We start from the raw sequence: 24,649 nt of genomic DNA on the forward strand, positions 1-24,649 counted from the left end.
ACGGTTCCCGTCAGGTCAACTGAGGACTGCGATGGCGATCGCCGTAAAGTGTGCCGCGAATGCCAGGACTGTCAGTGCGTGGAAGAGTTCGTGGAATCCGAAGTGCTCGTAGCTGAAGTTGGGCTTCTTGAGCGCATAGAACACTGCGCCGGTGATGTATAGGATTCCGCCCACACAGATCAGAATGGCCGCCGGGACGCTGGCCGCGAAGAATTCGGGCAGGTAGAACAGCGATCCGCAGCCAAGCGCAATGTAGATCGGCACGTACAGCCAGCGCGGGGCGTCCGTCCACAGCAGCCTGAACAGCACACCGAGGATGGCCCCGGCCCAGATGACCCAGAGCAGCAGGACTGCCTTGGGTTGCTCCAGGAGCGACCAGGCCAAGGGCGTGTAGCTGCCGGCGATGACCAGCATGATGTTGGTGTGGTCCAAGCGCTTGAGCACTTTCTTCACGCCGGGGGACCAGTTGCCGCGGTGGTAGATGGCACTGATGCCAAATAGCAGGACGCCTGTGAAGGCATAGATTGCCGCGGTGATCTTGCGGTCCGTAGTCGGGGCAAGGACCACCAGGACGATCCCCGCGGCCAGGGCCAGTGGCGCCGTGACGCTGTGGATCCAACCTCGCCACTTGGGCTTGATCATCAGGAGTTCGGCCAGCCGGACGGCGGCGTCGTCCAGGGCGCTGTTGCCGTGGTCCGCGAAGGGCGCGCGGGAGCCGTCAGGAGTCTGGCTGTTCATAGGTTCAGAATATCCTCTCTGTACGTAAGTTACTCATGGGTAACGATCATGACGGGTCATCCGGGCACGTCCCGGCGCACCCGCCCCCGTCCCGGACGGTAGCCTAGGATGTGCAATGCCGTCGAACAGCAACGGAAGTCAGGTGAGTCTCCTCGTGGAATTTCGCGGGTTCCTTTATGGCTTCTACGAAAGGCGGCTGCTCAGCGAGCTTGCCGGCGGCCGCATTCCCAAGCACATCGGCGTGATGGTGGACGGCAACCGCCGCTGGGCCAAGCAGTTCAATGCACCCACCAGCCAGGGCCACCAGGCCGGCGCGGACAAGATCCATGAATTCCTGGGCTGGTGCCAGGAACTCGGGGTCAATGTGGTCACGCTGTACATGCTGTCCACGGACAACATGAGCCGGTCCAGCGAGGAGCTGGATCTTCTGATGGGCATCATCGCCAACACCCTGGACCGTCTGGACGAGGACGCCAACATCTCGGTCCACGCCATGGGCGCCCCCGAGCTCCTGCCCGACTACCTGGCTGAACGGCTCAACAAGCTCACGGCGCGCACGCCGGTTCGCGAAAAGATCCATGTCAACGTTGCGGTGGGCTACGGCGGACGCCGCGAGATCGTCGACGCCGTGCGGGAGATGCTTCACGACGCCGTCGCCAAGGGCACAGACATTTCGGTGCTAGCTGACTCGCTGTCCGTCGACGATATTTCCCGCTTCCTCTATACGCGCGGCCAGCCGGATCCGGACCTGGTCATCAGGACGTCGGGGGAGCAGCGGCTGTCAGGGTTCCTGATGTGGCAAAGCGCCTACAGCGAGTTCTACTTCTGCGAGGCGTTGTGGCCCGCTTTCCGAAAAGTGGATTTCCTTCGCGCCCTCCGGGACTATGCAGGCCGGCAGCGGCGCTTCGGCACCTGATCTGTCCGCGCCGTTCACGCGGAATTCACACGGCCGCAACAGGAATCGCCGACGGATGAAGCCGGAAATTAGTTGCCGTGGATTTACGTTGTAGCTATCAGCAGGCAAAAACGCCAGCTGATCGGGGAGGCCAGTACATGGAGCGAAATTTCGCACCGGTTGTATGGGAGGCCGGACCCGGCCTCCAGGCCGAGCCGCCTCACCAATAACAATTCCGGGCGCGTGTCCGGGGCTGGAGTCGATGTGGCTATTTCTGAACAACTGCCCGAGGCCGTTTTTGACCAGGGACAGAAAGCTACCTCTCGCACCACGCGAGCCACCTCACAAGCCGGTGCAGCAGACGAAAATTCTGCGGCCGGTTTTGCTGTCTCCGGAAGGGACGCCACCATTAGTACCTTCGTCATTGACACCTCCGTCCTGCTCTCGGATCCACGGGCGCTGCTCCGCTTCGCCGAGCACGAAGTCATTGTTCCGATCGTTGTCATCACGGAACTTGAGGGGAAACGGCACGACCCCGAGCTGGGCTACTTTGCCCGCACAGCGCTCCGGCTGCTCGATGACCTCCGGGTGAAACACGGTGGCCTGAGCCGGCCAATCCCCATCGGCGACCAGGGCGGCACCCTGCTGGTGGAGCTGAACCACATTTCCGCCGACGTGCTTCCATTGGGTTTCCGCAGTGGCGACAACGACAGCCGGATCCTCGCCGTGGCCAAGAACCTGGCCAATGAAGGCCGGAACGTCACGGTGGTTTCGAAGGATCTCCCCATGCGGGTCAAGGCCTCCGCTATGGGACTTACAGCCGACGAATACCGCAACGAGCTCGTGAAGGATTCGGGCTGGACCGGCGTTGCCGAGGTGGAAGCCAGCGAGGAAGAAATCTCCACCCTGTACGGCCACGAGCCTGTCTTCATCCCCGCAGCCGCGGAAATGCCGGTCAACACCGGGCTGGTGATCCTCTCCAACCGGGGCTCAGCCCTGGGCCGGGTGGGCGCCGACAAGCAGGTGCGGCTGGTCAAGGGGGACCGGGACGTATTCGGGCTCCACGGACGGTCCGCGGAGCAGCGGTTGGCCATCGACATGCTGATGGACCCCGCCGTCGGAATCGTTTCGGTCGGCGGGCGGGCCGGCACCGGCAAATCCGCGCTGGCCCTGTGTGCCGGCCTGGAAGCGGTGCTGGAACGCCGCGAGCACCGCAAGGTGATCGTGTTCCGCCCCCTCTACGCCGTAGGTGGCCAGGAACTCGGCTACCTGCCCGGCTCCGAGTCCGAAAAGATGAACCCCTGGGCACAGGCGGTCTTTGACACACTCGGTGCCCTGGTCAGCCAGGAAGTCGTGGAAGAAGTCATGGACCGCGGCATGCTGGAGGTTATGCCGCTGACGCACATCCGCGGACGCTCCCTGCACGACGCGTTCGTGATCGTTGATGAGGCCCAGTCACTTGAGAAGAACGTCCTCCTCACCGTGATGAGCCGAATCGGCCAGAACTCCAAGATCGTCCTCACCCACGACGTCGCCCAGCGTGACAACCTGCGCGTCGGCCGGCACGACGGTATTGCCGCAGTCGTCGAAACCCTGAAAGGACACCCTCTCTTCGGCCACATCACCCTGACGCGCTCCGAACGCTCCCCGATCGCAGCCCTGGTAACAGAACTGCTGGAGGGCGCCGAAATCTAGCCTTACGATCCGGTAGCGAGGGCCGTGGTTCCGCTCGTCGGGCCACGGCCCTTCTCCGTCGGAAGTGCCCTCAGCGAGCCCCGAGGAACTTGGCTGCTGCTTCGTGGCCCTTCACTTGCAGGGTCCAGTCGGGGCGTTTGAAGGTTGCGGGGGTGAGGCGCACCTTTTGGACTTCCACGGCCTTGCCGCCCCAGGACTGCCTGTTGGTGCCGTTGAGTTCGTAGCCGAGGGAGCGGGACACGCCCAGGGAGGCGGCGTTCCAGGCTGCGGCTTCGGATTCGGCGACTTCGGCGCCGAGCCAGTCGAACGCGTAGAGCGCGACGGCGGCCCGCATCTCAGTTCCAAGGCCCTGGCCGTGGAGGGACTGCTTCAGCCATGAGCCGGTGCTGACGGTCTTGAGGGTGGCGAAGTCCTTGGCGCCGATGTCCTGGCAGCCGATGAATTCGTTCCGGTACCAGATGCCCAGGAGCACGGTCCAGTCCTCGGGCGTGGCCTGGCCGCGGCAGCGCCAGTACCACTGCGCCATGTTGGTCCCCAGAGTTTCCGCCGGCAGTTCTGTCCACGGCGTGCTGAAGGGGTTCGGGCCGGGTTCGTGGACCCCGCTCGCGGCCGCTGCAACCGCGGCAGGAATGTCGGCGTCGGAAATGGGTCGCAGCACTAGGCGGGGTGTGGTCAGCTCGAGGCCGAAGAGGGGCCAGATGGCAGTCAGCGCGGTCATCAGGGAAGCCTAGCCCAGGGCGGGCCACGGGGCTTGTCAACCGCCGGTGATGGCCGGAGAGGGAGCTGCGATCAGGTGCGGATGTCCCAGCTGATGTGGCGGCGGACGTCCGTGAGGTTCATGGACTCGGCCACAAACAGGTCGTCCAGCATGTATTCATCCATGGCGAGGATCCGGATCCAGTGCCCATAATTCGGGGTTGCCGGGTCCAGTGACTGGCTGGCCACGCAGACGCCTGTCTCCAGGTCGATCCGCACGCGGTTGCTGCCGGGCAGGCAGAGCGAAGCGGCAGGATCCGTTGGATGGTAGGACGCGGTGGGTGTCACCGTTGCCTCCAGCGCCGGCCGGCCCTCGTGATCCACGCGGCGAACGGCGTCGACCTCTACGGCGTTGGTGCCCGGGAACTCGATCGGGACCGGGGCACTCCCGGCGAGTTCCACGGGATCAAGGGCAGCCGAGAAACGGCCGTTCCCGAAGCCCGGCTCGCCGTATGCTGCCTCCGGCCGGCGCCTGACCAGGCCGCCGTCGTCGTAAACGGGCGCCACGAGGTGGGGCGGCAGCAGCCAGGACTTCCGGGTGGCGCTGACGTACAACCCGTCCTTGGAATCGTTGATTCCGGTGGTGCTGTGGAGGACAAGCCGGTCAGCGGTTTCCAGACGAAGCGCACCGGGTCGGCGGAGCCAGGCGCGGACCAGCGGTGCGGACGGGTCTGGGACGTCGGAAAAAGGTTCATCCCAGTATTCAAAGCGCAGTGACTGCCACTTCCAGGGGGAAGACCGGCAAAGGTTCCGGAACATGGTGCTCAGGTCCGAAGCGTCCGCGCTGCCCTCCGGATCCGGCCGGCGCCTGGTGTCCCATGTCGACATATCCACAGTTTACGCGTGGGTTCTGCGGTGCGGCGCACCAATCCAGTAGCATCCGAGGGGTGATCCGACGACTCGATGGACTGTGGGACGCCACCCCGCTGGCGTTCTGGCTGGTGCTGGCCGCTTGTGCCTACTTTTGTGGCATGGCAGTCCGCCTGACGGTTATTGACGTGCGCCACCACCTGCTGCCCAACCGGATTGTCTTCCCCTCGTACGGCGTGGCCGGGGTCCTGTTGCTCGCGGCTGCCTTGGTGCACGTGATTGCGGGCCCTGCCGCGATACTGGGGTCACCTGACGGTGCTGCCGAGCTCCTGGGGATCCCGGCGCTGCGCATCCTGGCCGGCGGGGTGGTTTTGTGGGCTTTCTATTTTGTCCTGCGGATGGTTTACCCGCCCGGCATGGGCTTTGGCGACGTGAAACTGGCCGGCGTCCTGGGAATGTATCTTGGCTATCTTGGCTGGGGACACGTCTTTGCTGGGACGTTCGCAGCTTTCCTGCTGGGCGGCCTCTGGTCGATGGCCCTGCTGGCGGCCCGCCGCGGCACCTTGAAATCTTCGATCCCGTTTGGCCCGTTTATGCTCGCCGGTGCCGCCGCGGCCATGCTGCTGCCGGCCTGACGCGGTCCGGGATGCCCATTTCGAGCCGTGACGGGAACAGCTCGTCGGTGACATACAACAGGGGCGCCGCGACCCCCAAGATCGCGGCGCCCCTGCCGGCTATTACTGTGGCTTCCGCCGCTGCGGCGTACAGCCGTACGGCGCCGGTCAGCGGCGTCGGGAGGCCAGCTCGCCGTCGTCGTCCGTCAGGCTGTCCGAGGCGCCCCGGACGGCGGTCTCCTTCTCCGTCCCGCCCTTCAGCAGGGCCAGGTGCTCTGCTTCCAGGCGTTCTGCTTCCGCGCCGCCCAGGGATGCGCCGATTTCGCGGAAGTAGTCGTTCGTGCTGGTCGCGGTGCCGATCTGATCGGCAGGGACAGAATTATGCACCACGAGGACGATGACCTGCATGATCGTTCCCAGTCCTGCACCGAACACAAAGAGCTGGACGCAGATCACCCAGATGGGCGTTTCGGCGGTCAGGGTGGTGAGCCACGGCATCGCCGCGATGGTCAGTGAGGCGCCAAGGATGGGGAACGTCTTGTACTTGCCGGTCTTGGAGATCCGGATCCCAGAGGAGATGGCCATGCCCATGAGGCCCACCATCATGGGCAGCATCAGAAGCCCCGGATTCAGCGGCTGAGGTCCTGGAGGACATCTGCAGGAGCGTGGGGACGAAGGCAATGGCAGCGAACATGCCCAGGCCCAGCGTAAAGCCGATGGCCGTGGCGGCCGGCACCTTCCGTGGGAAGGTGCCGGCCGCGGTGGTTCGTTGGTGCTGAGTGCCTAGAAGCCGGGGGTCAGGCCTTGTGCGGCGGGCGCGTCATGGACATAACGTCCAGCGCGGTGTCCAGCTGCTCTTCGGTAACCTCGCCGCGCTCCAGGAAGCCCATGGCGACCACGGTCTCACGGATGGTGAGGCCCTCTGCCACGGCCTTCTTGGCGATCTTCGCCGCGTTCTCGTAGCCGATGTACTTGTTTAGCGGCGTCACGATCGAGGGGGACGCCTCGGCCAGGAAGCGGGCGCGGTCCACATTGGCGGTGATGCCATCGATCATCTTGTCCGCCATGACCCGGCTGGTGTTGGCCAACAGCCGGATGGACTCGAGCAGGTTGGCGGCCATAACGGGGATGCCGACGTTGAGCTCGAAGGCGCCGTTGGTGCCGGACCATGCGATGGCGGTGTCGTTGCCGATGACCTGGGCGCAGACCATGATGGACGCCTCGCAGATGACCGGGTTAACCTTGCCCGGCATGATCGAGGAGCCCGGCTGCAGGTCCGGGATGGCGATTTCGCCAAGGCCGGTGTTGGGGCCGGAGCCCATCCAGCGGAGGTCATTGTTGATCTTCATGAAGGAGATCGCGATGTTGCGCAGCTGGCTGGAGCCTTCGATGAGGCCGTCGCGGTTGGCCTGTGCCTCGAAGTGGTCCCGGGCTTCGGTCAGAGGCAGTCCGGTGTCCGTGGCGAGCAGTTCGATGACTCGTTCCGGGAAGCCGGCCGGGGTGTTGATGCCCGTGCCCACAGCGGTGCCGCCGAGCGGGACTTCGGCGACGCGGGGGAGAGCGGCGTTGATGCGTTCGATGCCGTAGCGGACCTGGGCTGCGTAGCCGCCGAACTCCTGGCCGAGCGTCACCGGGGTGGCGTCCATGAGGTGGGTGCGGCCGGACTTGACGACGTCCTTGAACTCCACGGCCTTGCGCTCCAAGGACTCGGCCAGGTAGCCGAGCGCCGGGATGAGGTCGTTGATCAGGGCTGAGGTGGCGGCAACGTGGACAGACGTGGGGAAGACGTCGTTGGAGGACTGCGAGGCGTTGACGTGGTCATTCGGGTGGACAACTTTGTCGCTGCCGGCGGCCTTGAGGGCGCGGGTGGCCAGCTCGGCGATGACCTCGTTGGTGTTCATGTTCGAGGACGTGCCGGAGCCGGTCTGGAAAACGTCGATGGGGAAGTCGCCGTCGTACTTACCGGCAGCTACCTCATCGGCAGCCGCTGCGATCGCCTTGGCCAGCTCGCCGTCGAGCACCCCAAGTTCTGCGTTGGCCTGCGCGGCCGCCTTCTTGACCCGGGCGAGCGCCTCGATGTGCGCGCGTTCCAGGGTCTTGCCGGAGATGGGGAAGTTTTCAACTGCACGCTGCGTCTGTGCACGGTACAGGGCGTTCACGGGGACGCGGACTTCGCCCATCGTGTCGTGTTCAATACGGAATTCTTCAGTGGAAGTCATGGGGCTAGCTTAGGGCGATCTGTGGCCCGGACTAAAACCGTGAACCGCATGCTACGGGCAAGGATTCAGGCTTGGCCTAGACGTCGCCGATCCCGGAAACCACGTTCGCGCGGCCCTCGGCGAGGCTGTAGGAGAGGCCGATCACCGCGGCGCGGCCGTTCTCGATTGCGGCGGAAATCACACGGGAGCTGTCCACCAGGCGCTGGGACGTCTGCTTGACGTGCTCCACCACCATGTCGTTGATCTCGTGCTCGCCGTTTCGCATGGACGTCAGTACCGAAGGCGTGATGCGCTCCACCAGGTCCCGTATAAAGCCCACCGGCATGTTCCCGGTGTCCACCGCGGACTTGGTGGCAATGACGGCGCCGCAGCTGTCATGCCCCAGCACCACGATCAGCGGCACCCCCAGCACGCTGATGCTGTACTCGAGGGAGCCCAATACGGCGTCGTCAATCACCTGGCCGGCGGTGCGCACCACAAAGGCGTCCCCCAGCCCCAGGTCGAAGATGATCTCGGCGGCGAGCCGGGAGTCCGAGCAGCCGAAGATCACGGCAAACGGGTTCTGATTTTCCACCAGCGACGACCGGCGGGACGCGTCCTGGTTCGGGTGCGACGATTCGCCGGCAACAAAGCGTTCGTTGCCTTCGCGCATACGGCGCCAGGAAAGGGCAGGGGTCAGATAGGTAGCCACGGGCCTACTTTACGGGGCGGTACTGGCTGACGGTGAAACTGTGACAGCCGGATTGGCTTCCATGGACTGCACGACGGCGGCGGCGAGTTCGGCGAATTCGTCCAGCTGGGCGCTTCCCGTCAGGACAACGGTGGTTCCGCGGTAATTGAGCACCATGCTCTTTTCGCCTTTGCCGGTGTCATGCAGTTCCCAGTCCTGCCCGCCCGCCGCACGCTTTCCCGTCACGGGAGCGCTCTTGGTCTGCTGGACGAGCCAGGTGGGGTTGGACTGGCGGGTCTGGACCAGGCCGATGAAGGACTCCTTCGGGGTCAGGTAGCCAACCTCCCAGGTGGGCACGCCGCTGCCGCTACCGGACTCCCATCGTGCGTAGTTGGACGCGTACGACTTGCCGGTGTCCGGTGTTACGGGTGTGAATCCCGCCACATCCGTGGCATTCCGGGCCACGGCGCTGACATCGATGTCCGGGCGGAATCCGTCGCTCTTGGGGAGGGGGTTCATCAGGATAACGGGCAGGAAGGCGGCGATGCTGACCACCAGTGCAACGACCATGCCGATCACCGAGGCATTGGCGCGCTTAGCCGCTGCGGCGGGGATCACTGGGCGGACGGGGGCTGTTTCGGCAGTGCCTGCGTCGTCGCCGTTTGCTCCGGAGTCGGAGGGGTCGGGGCCGGGGCTGGTCTTTTCCTGCATTTCGCTCACCTCTCTATAGTCGCCCATGTTCAGGCACAACTCACAGTCGGGGGAGTGCGGGAGGCTTACAGCCCATGTTGCAGGACCGCGTCATGCCACGCCCCGAAGGCGCCTCCACGACTATGATCAGTACCAGAGGAATCACCGCACCGGCTGAATCCGGCCGAGCGGGTCCAATGATCGCCACTCGAAGAAGAGGTTCACGTGTCACCAGCGCCTATGACCCAGCAGTACTCCACGATTTCCCCCTCCCTGGCCGTGGGCATCGACGAGCCAGACCGCAACCTCGCCCTTGAGCTTGTCCGCGTCACCGAGGCCGCGGCCATCGCCGGCGGCCACTGGGTTGGTTTCGGTGACAAAAACAAGGCTGACGGCGCAGCGGTTGACGCCATGCGCTCCTTCCTTCACACGGTCCACTTCAACGGCGTTGTGGTCATCGGCGAAGGCGAAAAAGACGAAGCCCCCATGCTGTTCAACGGCGAACATGTTGGCGACGGCACCGGTCCTGAGTGCGACGTTGCCGTGGACCCCATCGACGGCACGCGCCTGACCGCCCTCGGCATCAACAACGCCCTGGCGGTCCTTGCCGTAGCTGAACGCGGCTCCATGTTCGATCCTTCCGCCGTGTTCTACATGGAAAAACTGGTCACCGGCCCGGAAGCCGCCGACATGGTGGACCTCCGCCTGCCGGTCAAGCAGAACCTCCACCTGATCGCCAAGGCGAAGGGCGTGAAGGTCAACCAGCTCAACGTCATGATCCTTGACCGCGATCGCCACCGCCCCCTGGTCGAAGAGATCCGTGAAGCCGGTGCGCGCACCAAGTTCATCATGGACGGCGACGTGGCCGGCGCTATTGCCGCGGCCCGCTCCGGCACCGGCGTCGACGCCCTCATGGGCATCGGCGGCACCCCGGAAGGCATCGTTGCAGCCTGCGCCATCAAGTCGCTCGGCGGCGTTATCCAAGGCCGGCTGTGGCCCACCAGCGACGACGAGAAGCAGAAGGCGATCGACGCCGGCCACGACCTCGACCGAGTGCTGTCCACCAATGACCTCGTGTCCAGCGACAACTGCTACTTCGCGGCCACCGGCATCACCGACGGCGACCTCCTCAAGGGCGTTCGCTACTCCAAGGACAAGGTCCTCACCCAGTCCATCGTGATGCGCTCCAAGTCCGGCACCATCCGCTTTGTTGACGGCGAGCACCAGGCCAGCAAGTGGGAAGGCTACGCCCGCAAGAACTAGCAGGTTCTTCACCCCGCGTACTCCTGCGCGAACGGATACTTGAGGCACCGAAACCGTGGGGCCTCAAGTGTCCGTTCGCGCATGTCCCCTGCCAATGGAGCCACTTTGGACGTCCCCGGCCCGGTGGCGGGATTGCAAGGCGGCCTTCACCAGTTCGATGACGAAGGGTTTGTCTCCCTCAAGGTCCTCCTTGAAAACCCTGACTTCCGTCCAGCCGAGCCGTTCAGTGACGGTCCGGCGTTTGTTGTCGAGCCGCACCTGGCGGGACTCCGAGTGATGGGCGCCGTCGTACTGCAGTGCCAAGCGATGCTGAACGTACGCCGCATCCGGCCACACCGCCGGCTGCCCCCAGCCATTGCGGATCACGTGGTTCAAAGCCGGTTCGCCGAGGCCTGTGCTTGCCAGTGCCAGCCGCATCTTTGTTTCCTGTGGGGAATCGGCGCCAACCCTGATCTCGTCGATTGCCAGCCGTGCCGTTTTCATCCCCCTCATCCCCGGATGTGCAGCGATCATGCGGTGGAGATCATTGATCGTGGCCATTGGCTCCTTGGGCCGGGGAAAGTCTGTGCCGTGGCAGTTAACCACGGAATCGACCGACGGCGATTAACTCATCAACGGTGAGCAGATTTGCCAAATCCAGCCAGGTCCGGGCAGGCGAGGTGACGCGGACGCCGTCGTGCATCACCACTTCGCCTGGCTTGAACGTCATCCGATGGCCAACGACGTTCTGGCGCCGGGGCCTGCTGCCGTCACGTTCCCTGGCCACGTGGATCCGCCAGTCGTCCTGTAGCCACGGCGGCAGCCCTAACTCCCATATTCTGCCGCCCGAGTTATGCGTGAGCACCGACGTTTCGTCCAGTGCCGTGTAGGCTTGGAGGTTGCCCGGGACGCCCGCGCAGCTTTCCAGAGGGATGCGTACGCCCCGGGATGGAATAACGACGTCAGGCTGCCGCTGCCGTTTGCGCGACACCCCCAACGCCGCCGCGGTGGCCGACGTAAACGATCCGGTGAGTAGCTGCTCGGGGAGTGGTGCCAGGCCCATGCTTCAGTGTGCACACGTCTGGCGGTGGCAAAGCCGTTATCCACAGGCTTTGGACCGGTCGGATGCGCGAGAGGACACTTGTGGCCCTGGGCAGAGGCTCCAAGCCCGGGGCTTAAGTGTCCGTTCGCGCCGGGGGTGCTGGGGGTGAGGCGGGGGTGCGGAGGGCACGAAGCGTGTCGCGCAGCTTGCGGGCCAGCTGGTACGCGTTATACCGGAGCTTTTGCACCGGGAGGTCCCAGGTGCCGGGGTACGCCACCTCGCGGCCGCCGAAGGACTTCTTGAACGCGGTGAATCCCGCCCATTTGTGGTTGGGCTGATCCGCAGGCGCAACGCCCCACAGGTCCACGTGTTTCAGGCCCCGGTCCTTGGCGTCCGCCATCATGGTCACCAGGAGCGGTATGCCCGCGCTGAGCTTGCGGTGGGTACCATCCAAGGCGGCGTGGGCATACGTCCTGGTGTCTGCGGAATCGTACGCGAAGGCTGCCGCGATCGGCTCGCCGTTGAGCTCGGCGATGAACAGCGTGGCTGCGCTGGCGGGCATCAGGGAGGCTGCCACCTGGGTCAGGTACTCGTCGCTCTGCGGCTTGAAGCCGTTCCGCCGGGCGGTCATGTGCAGGAACTCCAGCAGGATACCGATGTCGTCCGGGTCCTTCGACGTCCGGAAGGTCACGCCCTTCTTGTGGATGTTCCGGTAGAGGTTCCGGTTCACGGGTTTCATCGCGGCCAGGACGTCCTTGAAGTCACCTTCGAGGTCCACGATCCAGCTGAGCTCAGGCTGCTGGTTCACAGGCGCCGGCTGCAGGCCGCGCCGGCGGAGCTCCGCGGCGGCCGGTAACTCAAGACCCGAGGACACCGGCTCAATCCGGACAAACACCGCCCCGCACGACCGTGCGGTGGCAACCAGGGCGGCCAGGGCGGCGTCGAACGCCTGCATCGAGGATGCCACGGGTCCATAGGGGGCGTAGAGGACCTTGCCGGCCGGGTTTTTCTCCTCCACGGCCAGGAAGCTCCAGCCCGGACCTGACTGCTGATGGACGGTGCGGCCCAGGGACGCCTGGACTTCCGCCCAAGCGGGTGTCTGCAGGAAGAATTCCACGGTTCAGGCCTTCAGGGCTGTGGTCACGGCGAAGGCAATGGCCGGTGACTCTGCTCCGGCCACGGGGTGGACATTGACCGGTGCTTCCGCAGCCGGCAGGAAGGCGCTGCCGCCGCGGGTCAGCTGCAGATCGCCCTTTGGCGAATCGAGATACACCGATCCGGCCACAACAATAACGACGACGGCGCCCGCCTGTGCCAGCGGGACCGGCTCCGCGCGGGGTGCCAGCTCGATCCGCTGAAGCTGGAACTCCCGGAAGGGCGGCTGATAGAGCTCCTGGCCAAGGCCGGAGAATTCCGGCGTCAGCCTGGGGATGGCCACCGACTGGAATTCGACGGTCCGGAGCAGCTCGGGTACGTCGACGTGCTTCGGCGTCAGCCCGCCCCGAAGCACGTTGTCCGAGGACGCCATGACCTCGACACCCATGCCGTGCAGGTAAGCATGCACTTTGCCCCCGGGGAGGTAGACGGCCTCGCCCGGGGCCAGTGAAATCCTGTTCAGCAGCAGCGAAATCAGTACGCCAGGATCGCCTGGGTACTTCTCGTTGAGGCTGATGACCGTGGAAAGTTCCGCCTGGTAGGGTGCCAGCGGAGCGCCGGAGATCAGGGCGGCCGCCACCAACGCTGTGGTGTGCGAGACGTCGTCGCCGCCCTTGATCAGCCGCTCGAAGGCACTCTTGAGACCGGCGTTCTCATCGGGGTTTTCCAGGATCTCCAGCAGTTCCACCAGCAGGGGCGGGATCCCGGATTCCACCAAGTCGAAGCAGGCGGCAAGGTGGAGCAGGATCTCCCGGGTTGCAGCCGGCGCCCGGAACCCGCACAACGCTTCGAACGGGGTCAGCGCAAAGAGCATTTCCGGCTTGTGGTTGTCATCGCGGTAGTTGCGGTGATCGGCATCGGGCGCAATGCCTTCAGCATTCTCCAGGGCGAATCCTGCTCTGGCCTGTTCAATGCTGGGGTGGACCTGGAGCGACAGAGGTTGGGCGGCGGCAAGGATCTTGGTCAGGAAGGGGAGCCGTGGGCCAAACTCTGCCACAGATTCGCTGCCCAGGAAATGTTCCGGATCCTCGGCAATCAAGGCGTCTAGCGCTGCCACGGAACCGTCCGCCCGGCGGGCCATGGAAGGGGCGCCGGGATGGGCTCCGATCCAGAGCTCGGCTTCCGGCCGTCCGGACTCGGGGCGTCCCAGCAGCGCTGCGATGGCTGTGGTGGATCCCCAGGCGTAGTCGCGGAGGGCGTTCTCAATTTCGTACACAGCCGGTGTCCATTCTTGGTCTACAGGTCTACAGGTCTACAGGTCTTCGTGTTCGTGTTCGTGCAGTCAGGGTGCTGCGGCCGGGATTCCGGCGAAGGCGCTGGGCCTAGAGTGGCGCGCACTTGCCATTGGTGGCCACCAGTTCGCGCAGGGCCTGTTCGTTGCCTTCGCTCTTGAGCTGGTTCAGCATCGCCTCGGTGATCGGCTCGCCGTCGGGAGTTGTGGTGACCGGGGTGAAGTCCGACGGCGGGGCAGTCTGCGCGGGGGTTCCACCGGCTGCCGGGAAGGCAGCCATGGGCACCCGCGCCGACGCCTGCAGCCGTCCGCCCGCCGTAGCGGGCTCAACGGGGCCGTCGACGGGCGAGGCAGCCCGGGGTCCCGACGCGGAGGCCAGCAGCTCGTCCACCTTGTCGTGAATGATGTCAAAGTCTGGCACCGTGGAGAAGGACGCGTCAAAATCCGGCGGTCCGATGGTCAGCCGTTTGACCTCCTGGCCCTTGGACTTCATGGCGAGATCCACGAAACTGCCCAGCTGGGATGAGGAGATGTTTGACTCAACAACCTTGGTGCCCGCACTGGCGATGTCCTCGAACTTCGAGAGGAGGGTTGCCGGGTCCAGTTGTTTGAGCATGGCCTGCTGGACGCACTGTTGCCGCTGGATCCGGGCGTAGTCGTCAACAAACTCGCGGGAGCGTCCGTACCAGAGCGCGTGAAAGCCATCGAGCTTCTGGTCACCGGCGGGAATCCAGCCGTCCGGCATCCCGTGGATGCCGTTGGCCTCATCGATCATGGGGCCGCTGATCGGCACCCAGCCGCCAGCCTTGATCCGGATTCCACCCATGGCGTCGATCAGTTTGGCGAAGCCGTCCATGTCCACCAGCACGTAGGCCTGGACTGTGATGCCGAGGGTTCCCGACACCGCCTCAAGCGTGGCCTGCGCACCGGGGTCTGCAACGCCTGGGTACAGGTCCGCGTGCTCGTTTGTCACTTCGGTGTTGATGGCGTTGATGAGGCACTCGTTGCCGCAGTCGTAGCCGTCCGGGTAGAGCTTGCGCATGGGCGAACCTTCGCTGAACTGGGCGTCCTGCAGGTTGCGCGGCACTGAGATGATGGCAGTCTGGCCGGTCTTGGCGTCCACGCTGAGCACGGAGAGGCTGTCCGGGCGCCGGCCTGTGCGGTCGTCGCCGGCGTCACCGCCCATCATCAGGAAGTTGTAGCGGCCGTCCGCGGGATCGATCGTTGGGCCCCCAGCGAAGATGCTGCCGATGGCGTTGCGGCCCACGTTCAGGAGGTAAGCGGCATACCCAAGGGTGCCGCTGCCCAGGACCAGGGCAAGGACCAGGGCGATGCCGACGGCGGGACGCGCCGCCGGTGCCAGCAGGACGGGGCGGATCAGCCGGAGTGTGTTGATGAACAGGAATGCCCATCCGAGAGCCAGTGCGACCAGGACCAGGATGATCACCAGCGAGGCAAACTGATTGGTGAGGATGTTGATCAGGAGCGACCGGTTAACTGCCAGCAGCAGCAGGATGACCGCCAGCAAAGCCCACGCGATGAGGGTGACGCGCAGCGCAATGCGGCCAAGCTTGCGGTCGCCGGCCACAATTTGGGCGCTGCCGGGCACAAGGAGGGTCATCAGGACCAGGGCCAGGCCCCGTTTGGTCCGGACTGGCGCGGAGGCGCTGGACGGATACCGGACAGGATCAGTCATGACTGTGCCGGTTGCTGGCTGCTGCGGGTCGCTTCTGGGCATGTCGGGTTCCTTAACGGCTGCCCCGGAGAACACCATTGCCGTCGGCGAAGACTTCGCTGACTTTTTGCCTGAGGTTGGCTCCCTTGCGGGTGGCGGCGTCGTTGAGCTCCTGGGCGAAGTCCACGAGGTCGGCGCGGAGCGAGGCTGCCAGCTGGTCCGTTCCCGACGCGAGGATCCGGACCGCGAGCAGGCCTGCGTTCCGGGCACCGGCAATGGACACTGTGGCTACGGGGACGCCGGCCGGCATTTGCACGATGGAGAGGAGGGAATCCAAACCGTCCAGGGTCTTCAGTGGGACCGGGACGCCGATGACGGGCAGGGGCGTCACGCTTGCCAGCATGCCGGGAAGGTGGGCGGCTCCGCCGGCGCCGGCGATGATGACCCGGAGCCCGCGCTTGTGGGCGGTCTGGCCGTACCGGATCATTTCGGTGGGCATCCGGTGAGCGGAGACCACATCGGCTTCGAACGGGATGCCGAACTCAGCCAGTGCATCGGCGGCGGCTTCCATGACCGGCCAATCCGAGTCTGAGCCCATGACCAGCCCAACGATGGGATGGGGGCCGGTGCCGGCGGTGGTTTCGGTAGTCATGCGTTCTCCTCGGAAATCCGTGCTGATTCTTCGCTGGGAACCCGGCCGTCGCGGATGATGGCCGCCACCCGGGTTGCGCGTTGCCGGACCGAGTCCACATCATCGGTGGAGGTCCCGACCAGGTTGACATGGCCAATCTTGCGTCCCGGACGCACGGACTTGCCGTAGCAGTGGACCTTGGCGGCCGGCTCGCTGGCAAGGGCGGCAGGGTAGGCGGAAAACAGGTCCTGGTTGGCGCCGCCGAGGAAGTTCTTCATGACCACTATCGGGCCCAGAATGTCGGTGGCACCCAACGGCAAGTCCAGGACCGCCCGCAGGTGCTGCTCAAACTGGCTGGTAACGGAACCGTCCTGGGTCCAGTGGCCAGTGTTATGGGGCCGCATGGCGAGTTCGTTGATCAGGAAGCCGACGCCGGAGCCCGGCGTTTCAAAGAGTTCCGCCGCCATCACTCCGGTGACGCCCAGTTCCGAGGCGACGCGCAGAGCCGCGTCTTCCGCGGCGGCGGCGACTTCGAGGGGGATGTCCAGGGCAGGGGCAATGACTTCGTCGCAGACACCATCCACCTGGATGGTGTGCACCACGGGCCAGGCCCTCGCTTCGCCGCCCGGTGTCCGGGCCACCAATGCGGACAATTCGCGGCTGAACTCAACCTTGGCTTCGGCGAGGAGCGGGCTCATGGCCTCGAACCACGGACCAGCCTCTTCGGCGGCGTCGGCGGAATCGATGATCCGCACGCCCTTGCCGTCGTAGCCGCCGCGGGGCATCTTGAGGACAACGGGCCAACCGGTTTCGTCGCCGAAGGCCACGAGCGCGGCGACGTCAGCCACGGCAGCCCACGTGGGGTTTGGGAGACCCAGGCTGTCGATGGCAGCCCGCATCACCAGTTTGTCCTGGGCATTAACGAGGGCGTCCGGGCCGGGCTGGACATTGACTCCGGCGGCCAAAAGCGCCCGGAGGTGGTCCGTGGGGACGTGTTCGTGGTCGAACGTCATGACATCCAGGCCGTCCGCGAAGTCGAGGAGTGTCTGGAGGTCCTTGTAGTCACCTATCGGTGAGGTGGACACAGCCGATACGGCTGAAACGTCCTCCGCCTCAGCCAGGACACGGAGTTCAAAGCCAAGGGCGGTAGCGGCCGGGGCCATCATGCGCGCGAGTTGGCCGCCGCCAACAACGCCGATTACTGGAAAAGTCACATGTGCCAGCCTACAGAAAAGCTCACCGGATCCGGGCTTTGGGACGCCGAGGGGCCAGCTTTTCGGGTATTTTCGTCACCACTCTGCATTCTGCGGGGGGCCGGTTCACTGTTTTCGGGTCTAAAATGGACCTCTGGCCGTGTGGCCCATTGAACGGACGGCCATGGAGGGTCATGTTTAGCGCACTTTCAGATCGTATCCGGGGGCTCGCCTCGCTATTTTGGCGTGAAGTAGCCAAGTTCGGTGCCGTAGGCGGTGTGGCGTTCGTCATTGACTCGGCAATCTTCATTTGGCTGTTCACCGGTCCGATGCACGGCAGCGAGGTCTGGGCCAAGGCCGTGGCAACCATCGTGGCCAGCATCTTCTCGTGGGTTGCCAACCGCTACTGGACGTTCCGCCACCGCAAGCAGGCCAATGTGGCCCGCGAGGCCGTGCTCTTCGCCATCATGAACCTGGTAGGACTCCTGATCGCTTCAGGCTGCGTATGGTTTGCGAAGTACATCCTGGACCTGAACGACAAACCCTCGCTCTTTATTGCAGGCAGCGTGGTGGGCCTGGTCCTGGGCACCATTTTCCGCTTCTTCGCTTACCGGTTCTGGGTCTTCAACGAAGAACTGGACCAGGAGCCGGAGTTCTCACACGACCACGAGCTCATCGAGCGGCATCACCAGGAGAAGGCCGCCGCCCTGCGTGGTGAACAGCCGGACGGGGACTCGCCGGAAAGCAGCCGGCAGCCCTGACGCAGCCGGCAGCCCTGACGTAGGCGGCTATTTGCCGTGGATGCGTTCCGCGGCCAGCAGCTTGTCCGTGAGCTCCACATCGGGGTGCGCCAGCACCACTGAGCCGCCGCTGTGCCACGCGCCGAGCGAGTTCGCGAGCGCCGGTTCCAGACCCTCGGCAGCGGGGACCAGAAGCCTGACGCCTTCCTCATGCGAGGCCGCAAAGCCAGAGATCAGTTCTTCGTGGATGTGCTGCTGGCCTGCTCCGGCCCGAATGGCGCAGGCGGCGGCCGACGGATCCGTGTGCGCCATGAAGACGTCACCGTGGGAGCGCACCTCGGCGGCGTAGTCGAGGACTCCGGCAGGCAGCTCACCCGGCCACCGCATCGCCAAAGCGGGCAGCGCGACGGCTATGACGGCGTCGTACTTTGCCTCAACGGTTCCGGGACGGTCGGTGACGAGGAGTTCCGCCGCCCCGCCGTCGAGCACTGTTTCCATGCCCAACTGCCAGGCGGCCAATGCCCAGATCATTGACTTCCAGTGGGCTGGCAAAGCAAGGTTCAGCCGCATACCGGGTTCTGCGTCGAGTTCGTCCTGCAGTAAATTACTGGTTTTTGCCACCCAGTTATCCAACACGCGGCCGGAGAGTTCCACGCGTTCGGAGTCCGGGCCGTACCAGGTCAGGCGGGGCGACGTCGCGTGGCCGGAACGCAGGGTGGTCATCAGTTCTATCGCCGGGATACTCATGGCTTTATCTTGTCACGGACGCTGTGGGGCGGCCTTGGCGGGGATGCCCCGCGCGGAGTCCCTAACAAGAGCACAAGAGGGTCCAGTCGCGCTGTGATGTTACTCACAGAGAGTTTGTCATCTTATTTGTCTTATTCGGACAGCGCCTGTATTTTGGCCGCTATTCAGCGGAACCGGGGCACTTTGCGTGCCGATGTGGACCGTCAGGCCTCCGGAGCGCCGGTCCTTCGGAAAACTCCCGGGCGTGGCGTGCCAGCTGTTGGCCCGGAAAGTTGATTATTATCCCGTCCACAGCTTGACTCCCCACTAGTTACACACGTGTAATTAGATATCGAAAGTCGCTGCATTAATTCAGGCACACAACCGAGTGTCCAAGAATCCAGGCAGGGACTGCAACTTTCAGGAGGGTCGCCGTGGGGCTAGCAGAGCGTATCCATGAAGATGCCGTCGCCGGCCAGGCAACGGCTAAATACCGCGCACGGGGGGTACCGAGCGACTGGTATGTGGATCCTGCCGATCCTGAGGCGGCGGACCGCTACAACCGCAACACCAAAGACTCGGCCCAGGACCAGGCTACGGCCCTCCTGGCGGCGCACGAAGCACTTCTTGAAGGCGGACACGACCAGGACGATGACGACCTGGATCCGCCCATGGAACTGCGCACCCCGGCACAGGGGACAATCACCCAGCCGGTATGGATCGGACTGCCATTCCGGCAGGACTTCGACGACGAAGGCGAACTCGGCTGGCAGACTGATGCATTGTGCGCGCAAACGGATCCGGAGGCCTTCTTCCCGGAGAAGGGCGGATCCACGCGCGACGCCAAGAAGGTCTGTGGTGCATGCAATGTGCGGTCGCAGTGCCTGGAATACGCGCTGGCAAACGACGAACGGTTTGGCATTTGGGGTGGCCTTTCCGAGCGTGAGCGCCGGCGGCTAAGGAAGCGAGCAATCTAATTCTTCAGGAAGTACACGTCACTGCCGTTGTGGTGTCCCACAACGGCAGTGCCTATCTGCCCAGAACCCTGGCTGCCCTCGCGGACCAGACCCGGCCCGCGGATTCCCATATCGGAGTGGACACGGGATCGAGAGACGACTCCGCTGTCCTCCTGGAGCGGGCCTTCGGCGCAACCAATGTGAGCACTTTCCCGCACGGCAAGAGCGGCATGGGCGGCGCGGTACGGGCCGGACTCGACACCCACGCGCCCTTGGAAGGCCAGTCCCAGCGAGCCGCCACAGAGTGGATCTGGCTGATTCACGACGATGCGGCCCCGGCGCCGGAGGCGCTGGCCGAACTCCTCAGCGCCGTGGAACGCGCACCGTCCGTGACAGTGGCTGGCTGCAAGCAACTGGACTGGCACACCGAACGCCGGCTGATCGACGTCGGACTCTCCACCAGCCGCTGGGCCGAGCGGCTTACCCTGATCGATGCCGACGAACTGGACCAGGGCCAGTACAACGGCCGCACTGACACCTTTGCTGTGAACTCGGCCGGCATGCTGGCCCGCAGGGACATTTGGGAGCTCCTGAAAGGGTTCGACCCCGCACTGCCCGGCACCGGCGACGACGTCGACTTCTGCTGGCGCAACCGCCTTGCCGGGCACCGCGTGGTGGTGGTTCCCACTGCGCGGATGTTCCACGTAGCCCATCGGCCCCATGCCCAGGGAAACGCCGCCGCGGCGCGGAAAGCCCAAGTCCATCTGCGCCTCAAGCATGCACCGCTCTGGAAGGTGCCTGTCCATGCGGCCGGTGCGCTGCTGGGCAGCCTTTTCAAACTCGTGCTGAGCATTGCTGTCAAGGATCCCGGGCATGGTTTCTCCCAGCTGGTGGCCACGTTCGCTGCCCTGGCCCGGCCCGGCGCCGTCGCCAAGGCACGCAGGACGGCGGCCAGCAGCCGGCGGATCCGGCGGTCGGTCATCAAAAAGCTGCAGACGCCGCGGCGTGAAGTCTGGAACCACCGCCGCTCCCTCATGGAGGCACTGGGCGCCGACAACTCCCCGGCCGACGGCCTGGTCCATGACCCCATGGCGAACCAGCCAACAGGGGACGCAGCAGATGACTTCGCTGCGCTGACCACCAGCGAACGGGGTTGGGTGGGGGCCGGCGCCCTCGCCGCCGTGCTTATCGCGTCCGTGGCTTCCCTCACGGCGCTCAGTGGGCTGTTCCGGGCCGAAGCCGTTTCAGGCGGAGGCCTCATTCCGGTGTCCTCCACCCTTGGCGAAGTCTGGCACCACGCGTCCAGCTGGTGGATCAGCCTGGGAGCAGGGCTTCCGGGCAGGGGAGACCCTTTCGGCTATGTGCTGTGGATCCTTGGCCTGCTCGGTGGGGGAGATGCCAACGCGGCCATGGCGTGGCTCCTGCTGCTCGCCGCTCCGCTGTCCGGTCTTACGGCGTGGTTTGCGGCCGGTGGACTGACCATCCGGCGCCGCTTCCGACTCGTTGCCGCACTCTTCTGGGCGGCCGCTCCAGCCTTGCAGATAGCGCTGAACCAAGGCCGCGCGGGTGCACTGGTGGCCCACATCATGATTCCGCTGCTGGTTCTGGCGCTGTTGCGAGCCACTGGGTCGGCCGTGGGCCACGGACGTTTTATTGTCCCGTCCCCGGAAGACCGGCGATTCACTGAAAAACCGCCTGCACGGCCGGGGATCAACGGCATGCCGTCCTGGACCGCCGCCGCCGCCGCGGGGTTGGTGCTGGGCGTTGTGACCGCGTCGGCTCCTTCACTGCTGATTCCCGCCACGGTGCTTATCGTGCTCTGCGGGCTGATGCTTGGCCGCCGTGGCCGCACCGTGTGGTGGGCCCTGTTGCCCAGCGCCGCGCTCTTTCTTCCCTTCGGCCTATCCGTCATCGACCGGCCGAGGGCGTTTCTGGCAGACCCGGGTGTTCCGCTGGGGTTCGAGGCAGCCCCGCTATGGCAGCAATTCCTGGGCCAGCCGCTGCTGTTCTCCGCCGAAGGTGGCCTGTCAGGCCTTCCGTTCTTCAGTAGCCAGGCCATCCCGTGGGCACTCGTGCTCGCACTGCTGCTGGCCGTTCCCGTCCTGCTGCTGGCCGTTGCCGCCCTGTTCCTCCCGGGTAAGCGCAGCAGGACCGCACGTGTTCTCTGGGTGGCGGCACTGGTGATCTTCGCCGGTGGCTGGCTGGCCGGGCACGTTGCCACCGGCGCCACTGCGGACACCCTGGTGGCACCGTTCACCGGTCCGGCCGTCTCGGCCGGCGGATTCGCCCTGATCGGAGCAGCCCTGATCGGTGCCGAGCGGTTGCTTGATGCCGCAGACCGGGCAGTCTCGCCCAGTGTTCGTCGCACGGTGGCGCTCCGCTCCGCGACGGCGCTTGCCATGGTGGTGCTGCTGGCCGGTCCGCTGGCCGGCATGGCGGTGTGGTCGGCGCAGAACCTGCTCCGTTCCACAGCCACGGCCCGCCCCGCCGACGTGGCGTCCGGTCCTGCGCTGGGAACGCCGCGCCTGGTGGAGGCAGGCAGTGCCCGGACGCTTCCCGCCACGGCCATCGACCGGGGCACCGGGCCGGAGCAGGCACGCACGCTGCTGATCAGCACCCAGGAAAACGGAATCTATGACGCGGCCCTGATGCGTGGCGCCGGGACCACGCTGGACAGCATGTCAGCCATCGCCGCAGCCCGGAACATTCTGGGTGCACCCGGCCAGGAGACGATCAGGGATGACGACGACGTCACGGCGTCCATCCGAAGCGTCGTGGCCACCCTGGTGGCCGGGCAGGGTGTGGATCCCCGGCCCGGGCTTGAGCGCCTGGGCGTCGGGTTCGTGGTGCTGCGCTCGGCAGATACGGCCGCCCAGCTTACGGCCAGCAGAATGGATGCCGTGCCGGGGCTTGTTGCCGTCGGCCAGACGGATGTCGGCTGGCTTTGGCGGATTACGCCGCTGAACCAGCCTGTGCTGCAGCCTGCCGACGTCGGCCATCGCGTCAGGATTGTGGACGGGGCCGGAGCCACGGTGGCGCTCTTGCCTTCCAAGTATGACGACGTCGACACCGCCGTCGCCGGGGGACCGGAAGGGCGGCTGGTGGTGCTCGCTGAACGGGCGGACCCGGGATGGAGCGCCTGGTTCGACGGGCAGAGGCTCACGGCAACGACGTCCGGCTGGGCCCAGGCGTTCACCTTGCCGGCCTCCGCCGGACAGCTGACCATCCGCTACGAAGCGCCCGGGGCCCTTTGGTCCGGAATCGCACAGATCACGGTGATCGGACTCACTGTAATGCTCGCCATTCCCATGCCCGCGCGCCGGCCCAACACCGGGCTGTCGCGGGACGAAGGATCTTTGCGTAAGGAACACCAGAATGCATAAGGACGCCGCCCGCAGGACCCCGCGCAAGCAGATGCTGGCAGGCCTGGTCTCGGCTGTGGCGATTGTGGCCGCGGCCGGCGCGGTGCTCGCTGCCGCGTCGGTGGCTCCGCAGCCGGCGGGCAGCCGCAGCATTCCGGCCGTGCTGGTAGCCGTTCCTGCCGGGGCCAGCACAGGGGTATGTGCCGGCCCGGCCCGCCTGCTCGAAGGGACTGAGGCGGGCACTGATCCCCAGTTCAGCCCCGAATCGGCGACGGCGAAGAGCACCGTCACGGGTGCCGTCCTGAGCGCCCCAGGCGGGGTTCTTCCCGGGAGCAGGCTCGCCGCGCTTGACGGGACGCCCGCCGTCGAGATCGCCAAGGACGGCAGCCAGCCCGGCCAGGGGACAGGTCCCCAGGACCTGACCGCTGGCGTCCTCGCCGGGCACAGCGTGGATGACGCCACCCTCCTGAGCGCCGACGCCCAGGCCAGCCAGAAACCCTCCGCCGCCGGCGTTATGAAATTCACTGCCACGGACGGTGACCTGCAGGGGTCGGCCGCTGCCAACTGCCAGCCACCCGCCAACGATCTCTGGCTCTCGGGCGCAAGCACCACTGTGGGCCGCACTTCCGTCCTCGTGCTCAGCAACGCTTCAAGCACCCCTGCCACCGTCAGCCTTGAGCTCTTCGGTAGCAAGGGCCAGATCCAGGCCCCGGGCAGCAGGGGTCTGCTGGTCGCACCGGGCGGTACCCGCTCAATAGTCCTGGCCGGCCTGGCCCCGGGTGAAGCCCAGCTCACGGTTCATGTCCGGAGCGCAGGCGGCCCCGTGGCCGCGGCCATCCAGCAGAGTGTCCTGCGGGGACTTACGCCCGGCGGCGTCGACTTCATCGTTCCTGGGGCCGCTCCCGCCGCACGGCAGGTGATGACCGCGGTAGACATCCAGGACGCCGGCGCGATCTCCGCCCTCACGGGAAACAGCGGCTACAGCGATGCCGGCCCTGCGCTGGCGATCACGGTGCCCGGACCGTCGGACGCGGTAGTGGAGGTTAAGATCTTTGGCCGGGACGGCCAGAAAGCCCTCCCCGGCGGCGGTGTGGTCACGGCAAAAGCCGGGGCCGTCACCGAGATTTCGCTGGCGGGTGTCCCTGCCGGCCACTACACGGTGTCCACCAGTTCGGACGTGTCTTTTGTGGCTGCAGCCCGCGTCACGCGGGGCGTCACGAACGAGAAAGCCTCGGACGTGGCCTGGGCTGCCTCCGGTGTCCGGCTGGGAAGCCAGCACGTGGTGCCCGTGCCCCAGGGCGGTGACCGGATCCTGGTGTTCGGCGTCCTCGAGAACCGGGCCACGGTCACCTACGCTGCCATCACCTCGGACGGCAAGATCCGCGCTGCCGCAACTGCCGACGTCGCCGGCGGCACCACAACGTCCATCAAGGTCCCCGAGAAGGTGGACGAGTCGGAAGTCGTGGCCTACGTTGTCTCCGCTTCGGGTGACGCCGCCTACGGCGCGCTGCTCCTGCAGCAGGAGGGCCGGGACGACATTTCCACGGTGGCCTTTACGCCGGCCGCTGCTGGGCACGAAAAGGTGCCGGTCTCCCTGGGATACTGACCG

General features: G+C 65.6%; 22 protein-coding genes and 1 pseudogene. 8 read left to right on the forward strand and 15 right to left on the reverse strand.

The window, feature by feature from the left end; translation table 11 throughout:
- Positions 1-15 precede the first annotated feature (15 nt).
- Positions 16-738, reverse strand: a complete 723-nt coding sequence (gene trhA, locus ACQCSV_RS06650) for a PAQR family membrane homeostasis protein TrhA (RefSeq protein WP_426939372.1) — start codon at positions 736-738, stop codon at positions 16-18.
- A 154-nt stretch (positions 739-892) separates the two neighbouring features.
- Here trhA and ACQCSV_RS06655 point away from each other — a divergent pair, with 154 nt between their 5' ends.
- Both ACQCSV_RS06655 and ACQCSV_RS06660 read left to right on the forward strand, forming a co-directional pair.
- Entirely contained in the window at positions 893-1,654 is a 762-nt protein-coding gene (locus ACQCSV_RS06655; RefSeq protein ID WP_426939536.1) for an isoprenyl transferase, read from the forward strand.
- A gap of 243 nt (positions 1,655-1,897) precedes the next feature.
- The gene (locus ACQCSV_RS06660; protein ID WP_426939373.1) at positions 1,898-3,328 is read left to right on the forward strand and encodes a PhoH family protein; all 1,431 of its coding nucleotides are present in this window, start codon (positions 1,898-1,900) and stop codon (positions 3,326-3,328) included.
- 70 nt (positions 3,329-3,398) lie between these two features.
- Here ACQCSV_RS06660 and ACQCSV_RS06665 read toward each other — a convergent pair whose 3' ends face one another.
- Both ACQCSV_RS06665 and ACQCSV_RS06670 read right to left on the reverse strand, forming a co-directional pair.
- Positions 3,399-4,046 (reverse strand): GNAT family N-acetyltransferase, encoded by a 648-nt coding sequence (locus ACQCSV_RS06665; RefSeq protein ID WP_426939374.1) that lies wholly within the window; start codon positions 4,044-4,046, stop codon positions 3,399-3,401.
- A gap of 71 nt (positions 4,047-4,117) precedes the next feature.
- Positions 4,118-4,912: a hypothetical protein gene (locus ACQCSV_RS06670; protein WP_426939375.1), complete on the reverse strand. Its 795-nt coding sequence runs from the start codon at positions 4,910-4,912 to the stop codon at positions 4,118-4,120.
- A 59-nt stretch (positions 4,913-4,971) separates the two neighbouring features.
- Between ACQCSV_RS06670 and ACQCSV_RS06675 the strand changes: the two genes are divergently transcribed.
- Positions 4,972-5,529, forward strand: a complete 558-nt coding sequence (locus ACQCSV_RS06675; protein WP_354153923.1) for a prepilin peptidase — start codon at positions 4,972-4,974, stop codon at positions 5,527-5,529.
- Between the two features lie 276 nt (positions 5,530-5,805).
- Here the strand turns inward: ACQCSV_RS06675 and ACQCSV_RS06680 are convergent.
- The 4 genes and pseudogenes from ACQCSV_RS06680 to ACQCSV_RS06695 form a co-directional block, all read right to left on the reverse strand.
- Positions 5,806-6,235: pseudogene (locus tag ACQCSV_RS06680) on the reverse strand (MFS transporter); the annotation flags it as partial.
- Between the two features lie 70 nt (positions 6,236-6,305).
- Entirely contained in the window at positions 6,306-7,727 is a 1,422-nt protein-coding gene (locus ACQCSV_RS06685; RefSeq protein WP_354153922.1) for a class II fumarate hydratase, read from the reverse strand.
- Positions 7,728-7,803: 76 nt separating this feature from the next.
- A complete protein-coding gene (locus tag ACQCSV_RS06690; RefSeq protein ID WP_354153921.1) occupies positions 7,804-8,418 on the reverse strand; it encodes a carbonic anhydrase in 615 nt (204 codons plus the stop codon).
- Positions 8,419-8,427: 9 nt separating this feature from the next.
- Positions 8,428-9,108 carry a DUF4245 domain-containing protein gene (locus ACQCSV_RS06695; RefSeq protein ID WP_354153920.1) on the reverse strand — a complete coding sequence of 227 codons (681 nt, stop codon included), beginning with the start codon at positions 9,106-9,108 and terminating at the stop codon, positions 8,428-8,430.
- A 219-nt stretch (positions 9,109-9,327) separates the two neighbouring features.
- Between ACQCSV_RS06695 and glpX the strand changes: the two genes are divergently transcribed.
- Positions 9,328-10,350, forward strand: coding sequence for a class II fructose-bisphosphatase (gene glpX / locus ACQCSV_RS06700; protein WP_181037131.1), 1,023 nt, complete (start codon positions 9,328-9,330; stop codon positions 10,348-10,350).
- 63 nt (positions 10,351-10,413) lie between these two features.
- On the opposite strand, the gene ACQCSV_RS06705 is transcribed toward glpX, so the two are convergent.
- The 7 genes from ACQCSV_RS06705 to ACQCSV_RS06735 form a co-directional block, all read right to left on the reverse strand.
- Complete coding sequence (locus ACQCSV_RS06705) at positions 10,414-10,890, reverse strand: hypothetical protein (protein ID WP_354153919.1); 477 nt, start codon at positions 10,888-10,890, stop codon at positions 10,414-10,416.
- Between the two features lie 37 nt (positions 10,891-10,927).
- Positions 10,928-11,392, reverse strand: a complete 465-nt coding sequence (locus tag ACQCSV_RS06710; protein WP_354153918.1) for a hypothetical protein — start codon at positions 11,390-11,392, stop codon at positions 10,928-10,930.
- Between the two features lie 112 nt (positions 11,393-11,504).
- Positions 11,505-12,488 (reverse strand): lipid II:glycine glycyltransferase FemX, encoded by a 984-nt coding sequence (locus tag ACQCSV_RS06715; RefSeq protein WP_426939376.1) that lies wholly within the window; start codon positions 12,486-12,488, stop codon positions 11,505-11,507.
- A gap of 3 nt (positions 12,489-12,491) precedes the next feature.
- Complete coding sequence (gene manA, locus ACQCSV_RS06720) at positions 12,492-13,742, reverse strand: mannose-6-phosphate isomerase, class I (RefSeq protein WP_354153916.1); 1,251 nt, start codon at positions 13,740-13,742, stop codon at positions 12,492-12,494.
- Between the two features lie 106 nt (positions 13,743-13,848).
- Complete coding sequence (locus ACQCSV_RS06725; RefSeq protein WP_354153915.1) at positions 13,849-15,495, reverse strand: LCP family protein; 1,647 nt, start codon at positions 15,493-15,495, stop codon at positions 13,849-13,851.
- Positions 15,496-15,505: 10 nt separating this feature from the next.
- Positions 15,506-16,084, reverse strand: a complete 579-nt coding sequence (purE, locus tag ACQCSV_RS06730; protein WP_426939377.1) for a 5-(carboxyamino)imidazole ribonucleotide mutase — start codon at positions 16,082-16,084, stop codon at positions 15,506-15,508.
- Complete coding sequence (locus ACQCSV_RS06735) at positions 16,081-17,229, reverse strand: 5-(carboxyamino)imidazole ribonucleotide synthase (RefSeq protein WP_354154207.1); 1,149 nt, start codon at positions 17,227-17,229, stop codon at positions 16,081-16,083. Before ACQCSV_RS06735 ends, purE begins: the two co-directional genes overlap by 4 nt.
- Before the next feature lie 221 nt (positions 17,230-17,450).
- Between ACQCSV_RS06735 and ACQCSV_RS06740 the strand changes: the two genes are divergently transcribed.
- Entirely contained in the window at positions 17,451-18,017 is a 567-nt protein-coding gene (locus tag ACQCSV_RS06740) for a GtrA family protein (RefSeq protein ID WP_354153913.1), read from the forward strand.
- Between the two features lie 27 nt (positions 18,018-18,044).
- Here ACQCSV_RS06740 and ACQCSV_RS06745 read toward each other — a convergent pair whose 3' ends face one another.
- Positions 18,045-18,743, reverse strand: a complete 699-nt coding sequence (locus tag ACQCSV_RS06745) for a TIGR03089 family protein (protein WP_354153912.1) — start codon at positions 18,741-18,743, stop codon at positions 18,045-18,047.
- Between the two features lie 413 nt (positions 18,744-19,156).
- Between ACQCSV_RS06745 and ACQCSV_RS06750 the strand changes: the two genes are divergently transcribed.
- The 3 genes from ACQCSV_RS06750 to ACQCSV_RS06760 are packed head-to-tail and all read left to right on the forward strand — an operon-like array spanning position 19,157 to position 24,646.
- On the forward strand, positions 19,157-19,699 hold the full coding sequence (locus ACQCSV_RS06750) for a WhiB family transcriptional regulator (protein WP_354153911.1): 543 nt from the start codon (positions 19,157-19,159) through the stop codon (positions 19,697-19,699).
- Positions 19,700-19,728: 29 nt separating this feature from the next.
- A complete protein-coding gene (locus ACQCSV_RS06755) occupies positions 19,729-23,061 on the forward strand; it encodes a glycosyltransferase family 2 protein (protein ID WP_426939378.1) in 3,333 nt (1,110 codons plus the stop codon).
- The gene (locus ACQCSV_RS06760) at positions 23,054-24,646 is read left to right on the forward strand and encodes a DUF5719 family protein (RefSeq protein ID WP_354153910.1); all 1,593 of its coding nucleotides are present in this window, start codon (positions 23,054-23,056) and stop codon (positions 24,644-24,646) included. The genes ACQCSV_RS06755 and ACQCSV_RS06760 overlap by 8 nt, the downstream gene beginning before the upstream one ends.
- The last annotated feature ends 3 nt before the right edge of the window (positions 24,647-24,649 follow it).

The sequence above is a fragment of the Pseudarthrobacter sp. S3 genome (genome assembly GCF_050156905.1).
In the GTDB taxonomy this organism is placed as follows: domain Bacteria; phylum Actinomycetota; class Actinomycetes; order Actinomycetales; family Micrococcaceae; genus Arthrobacter.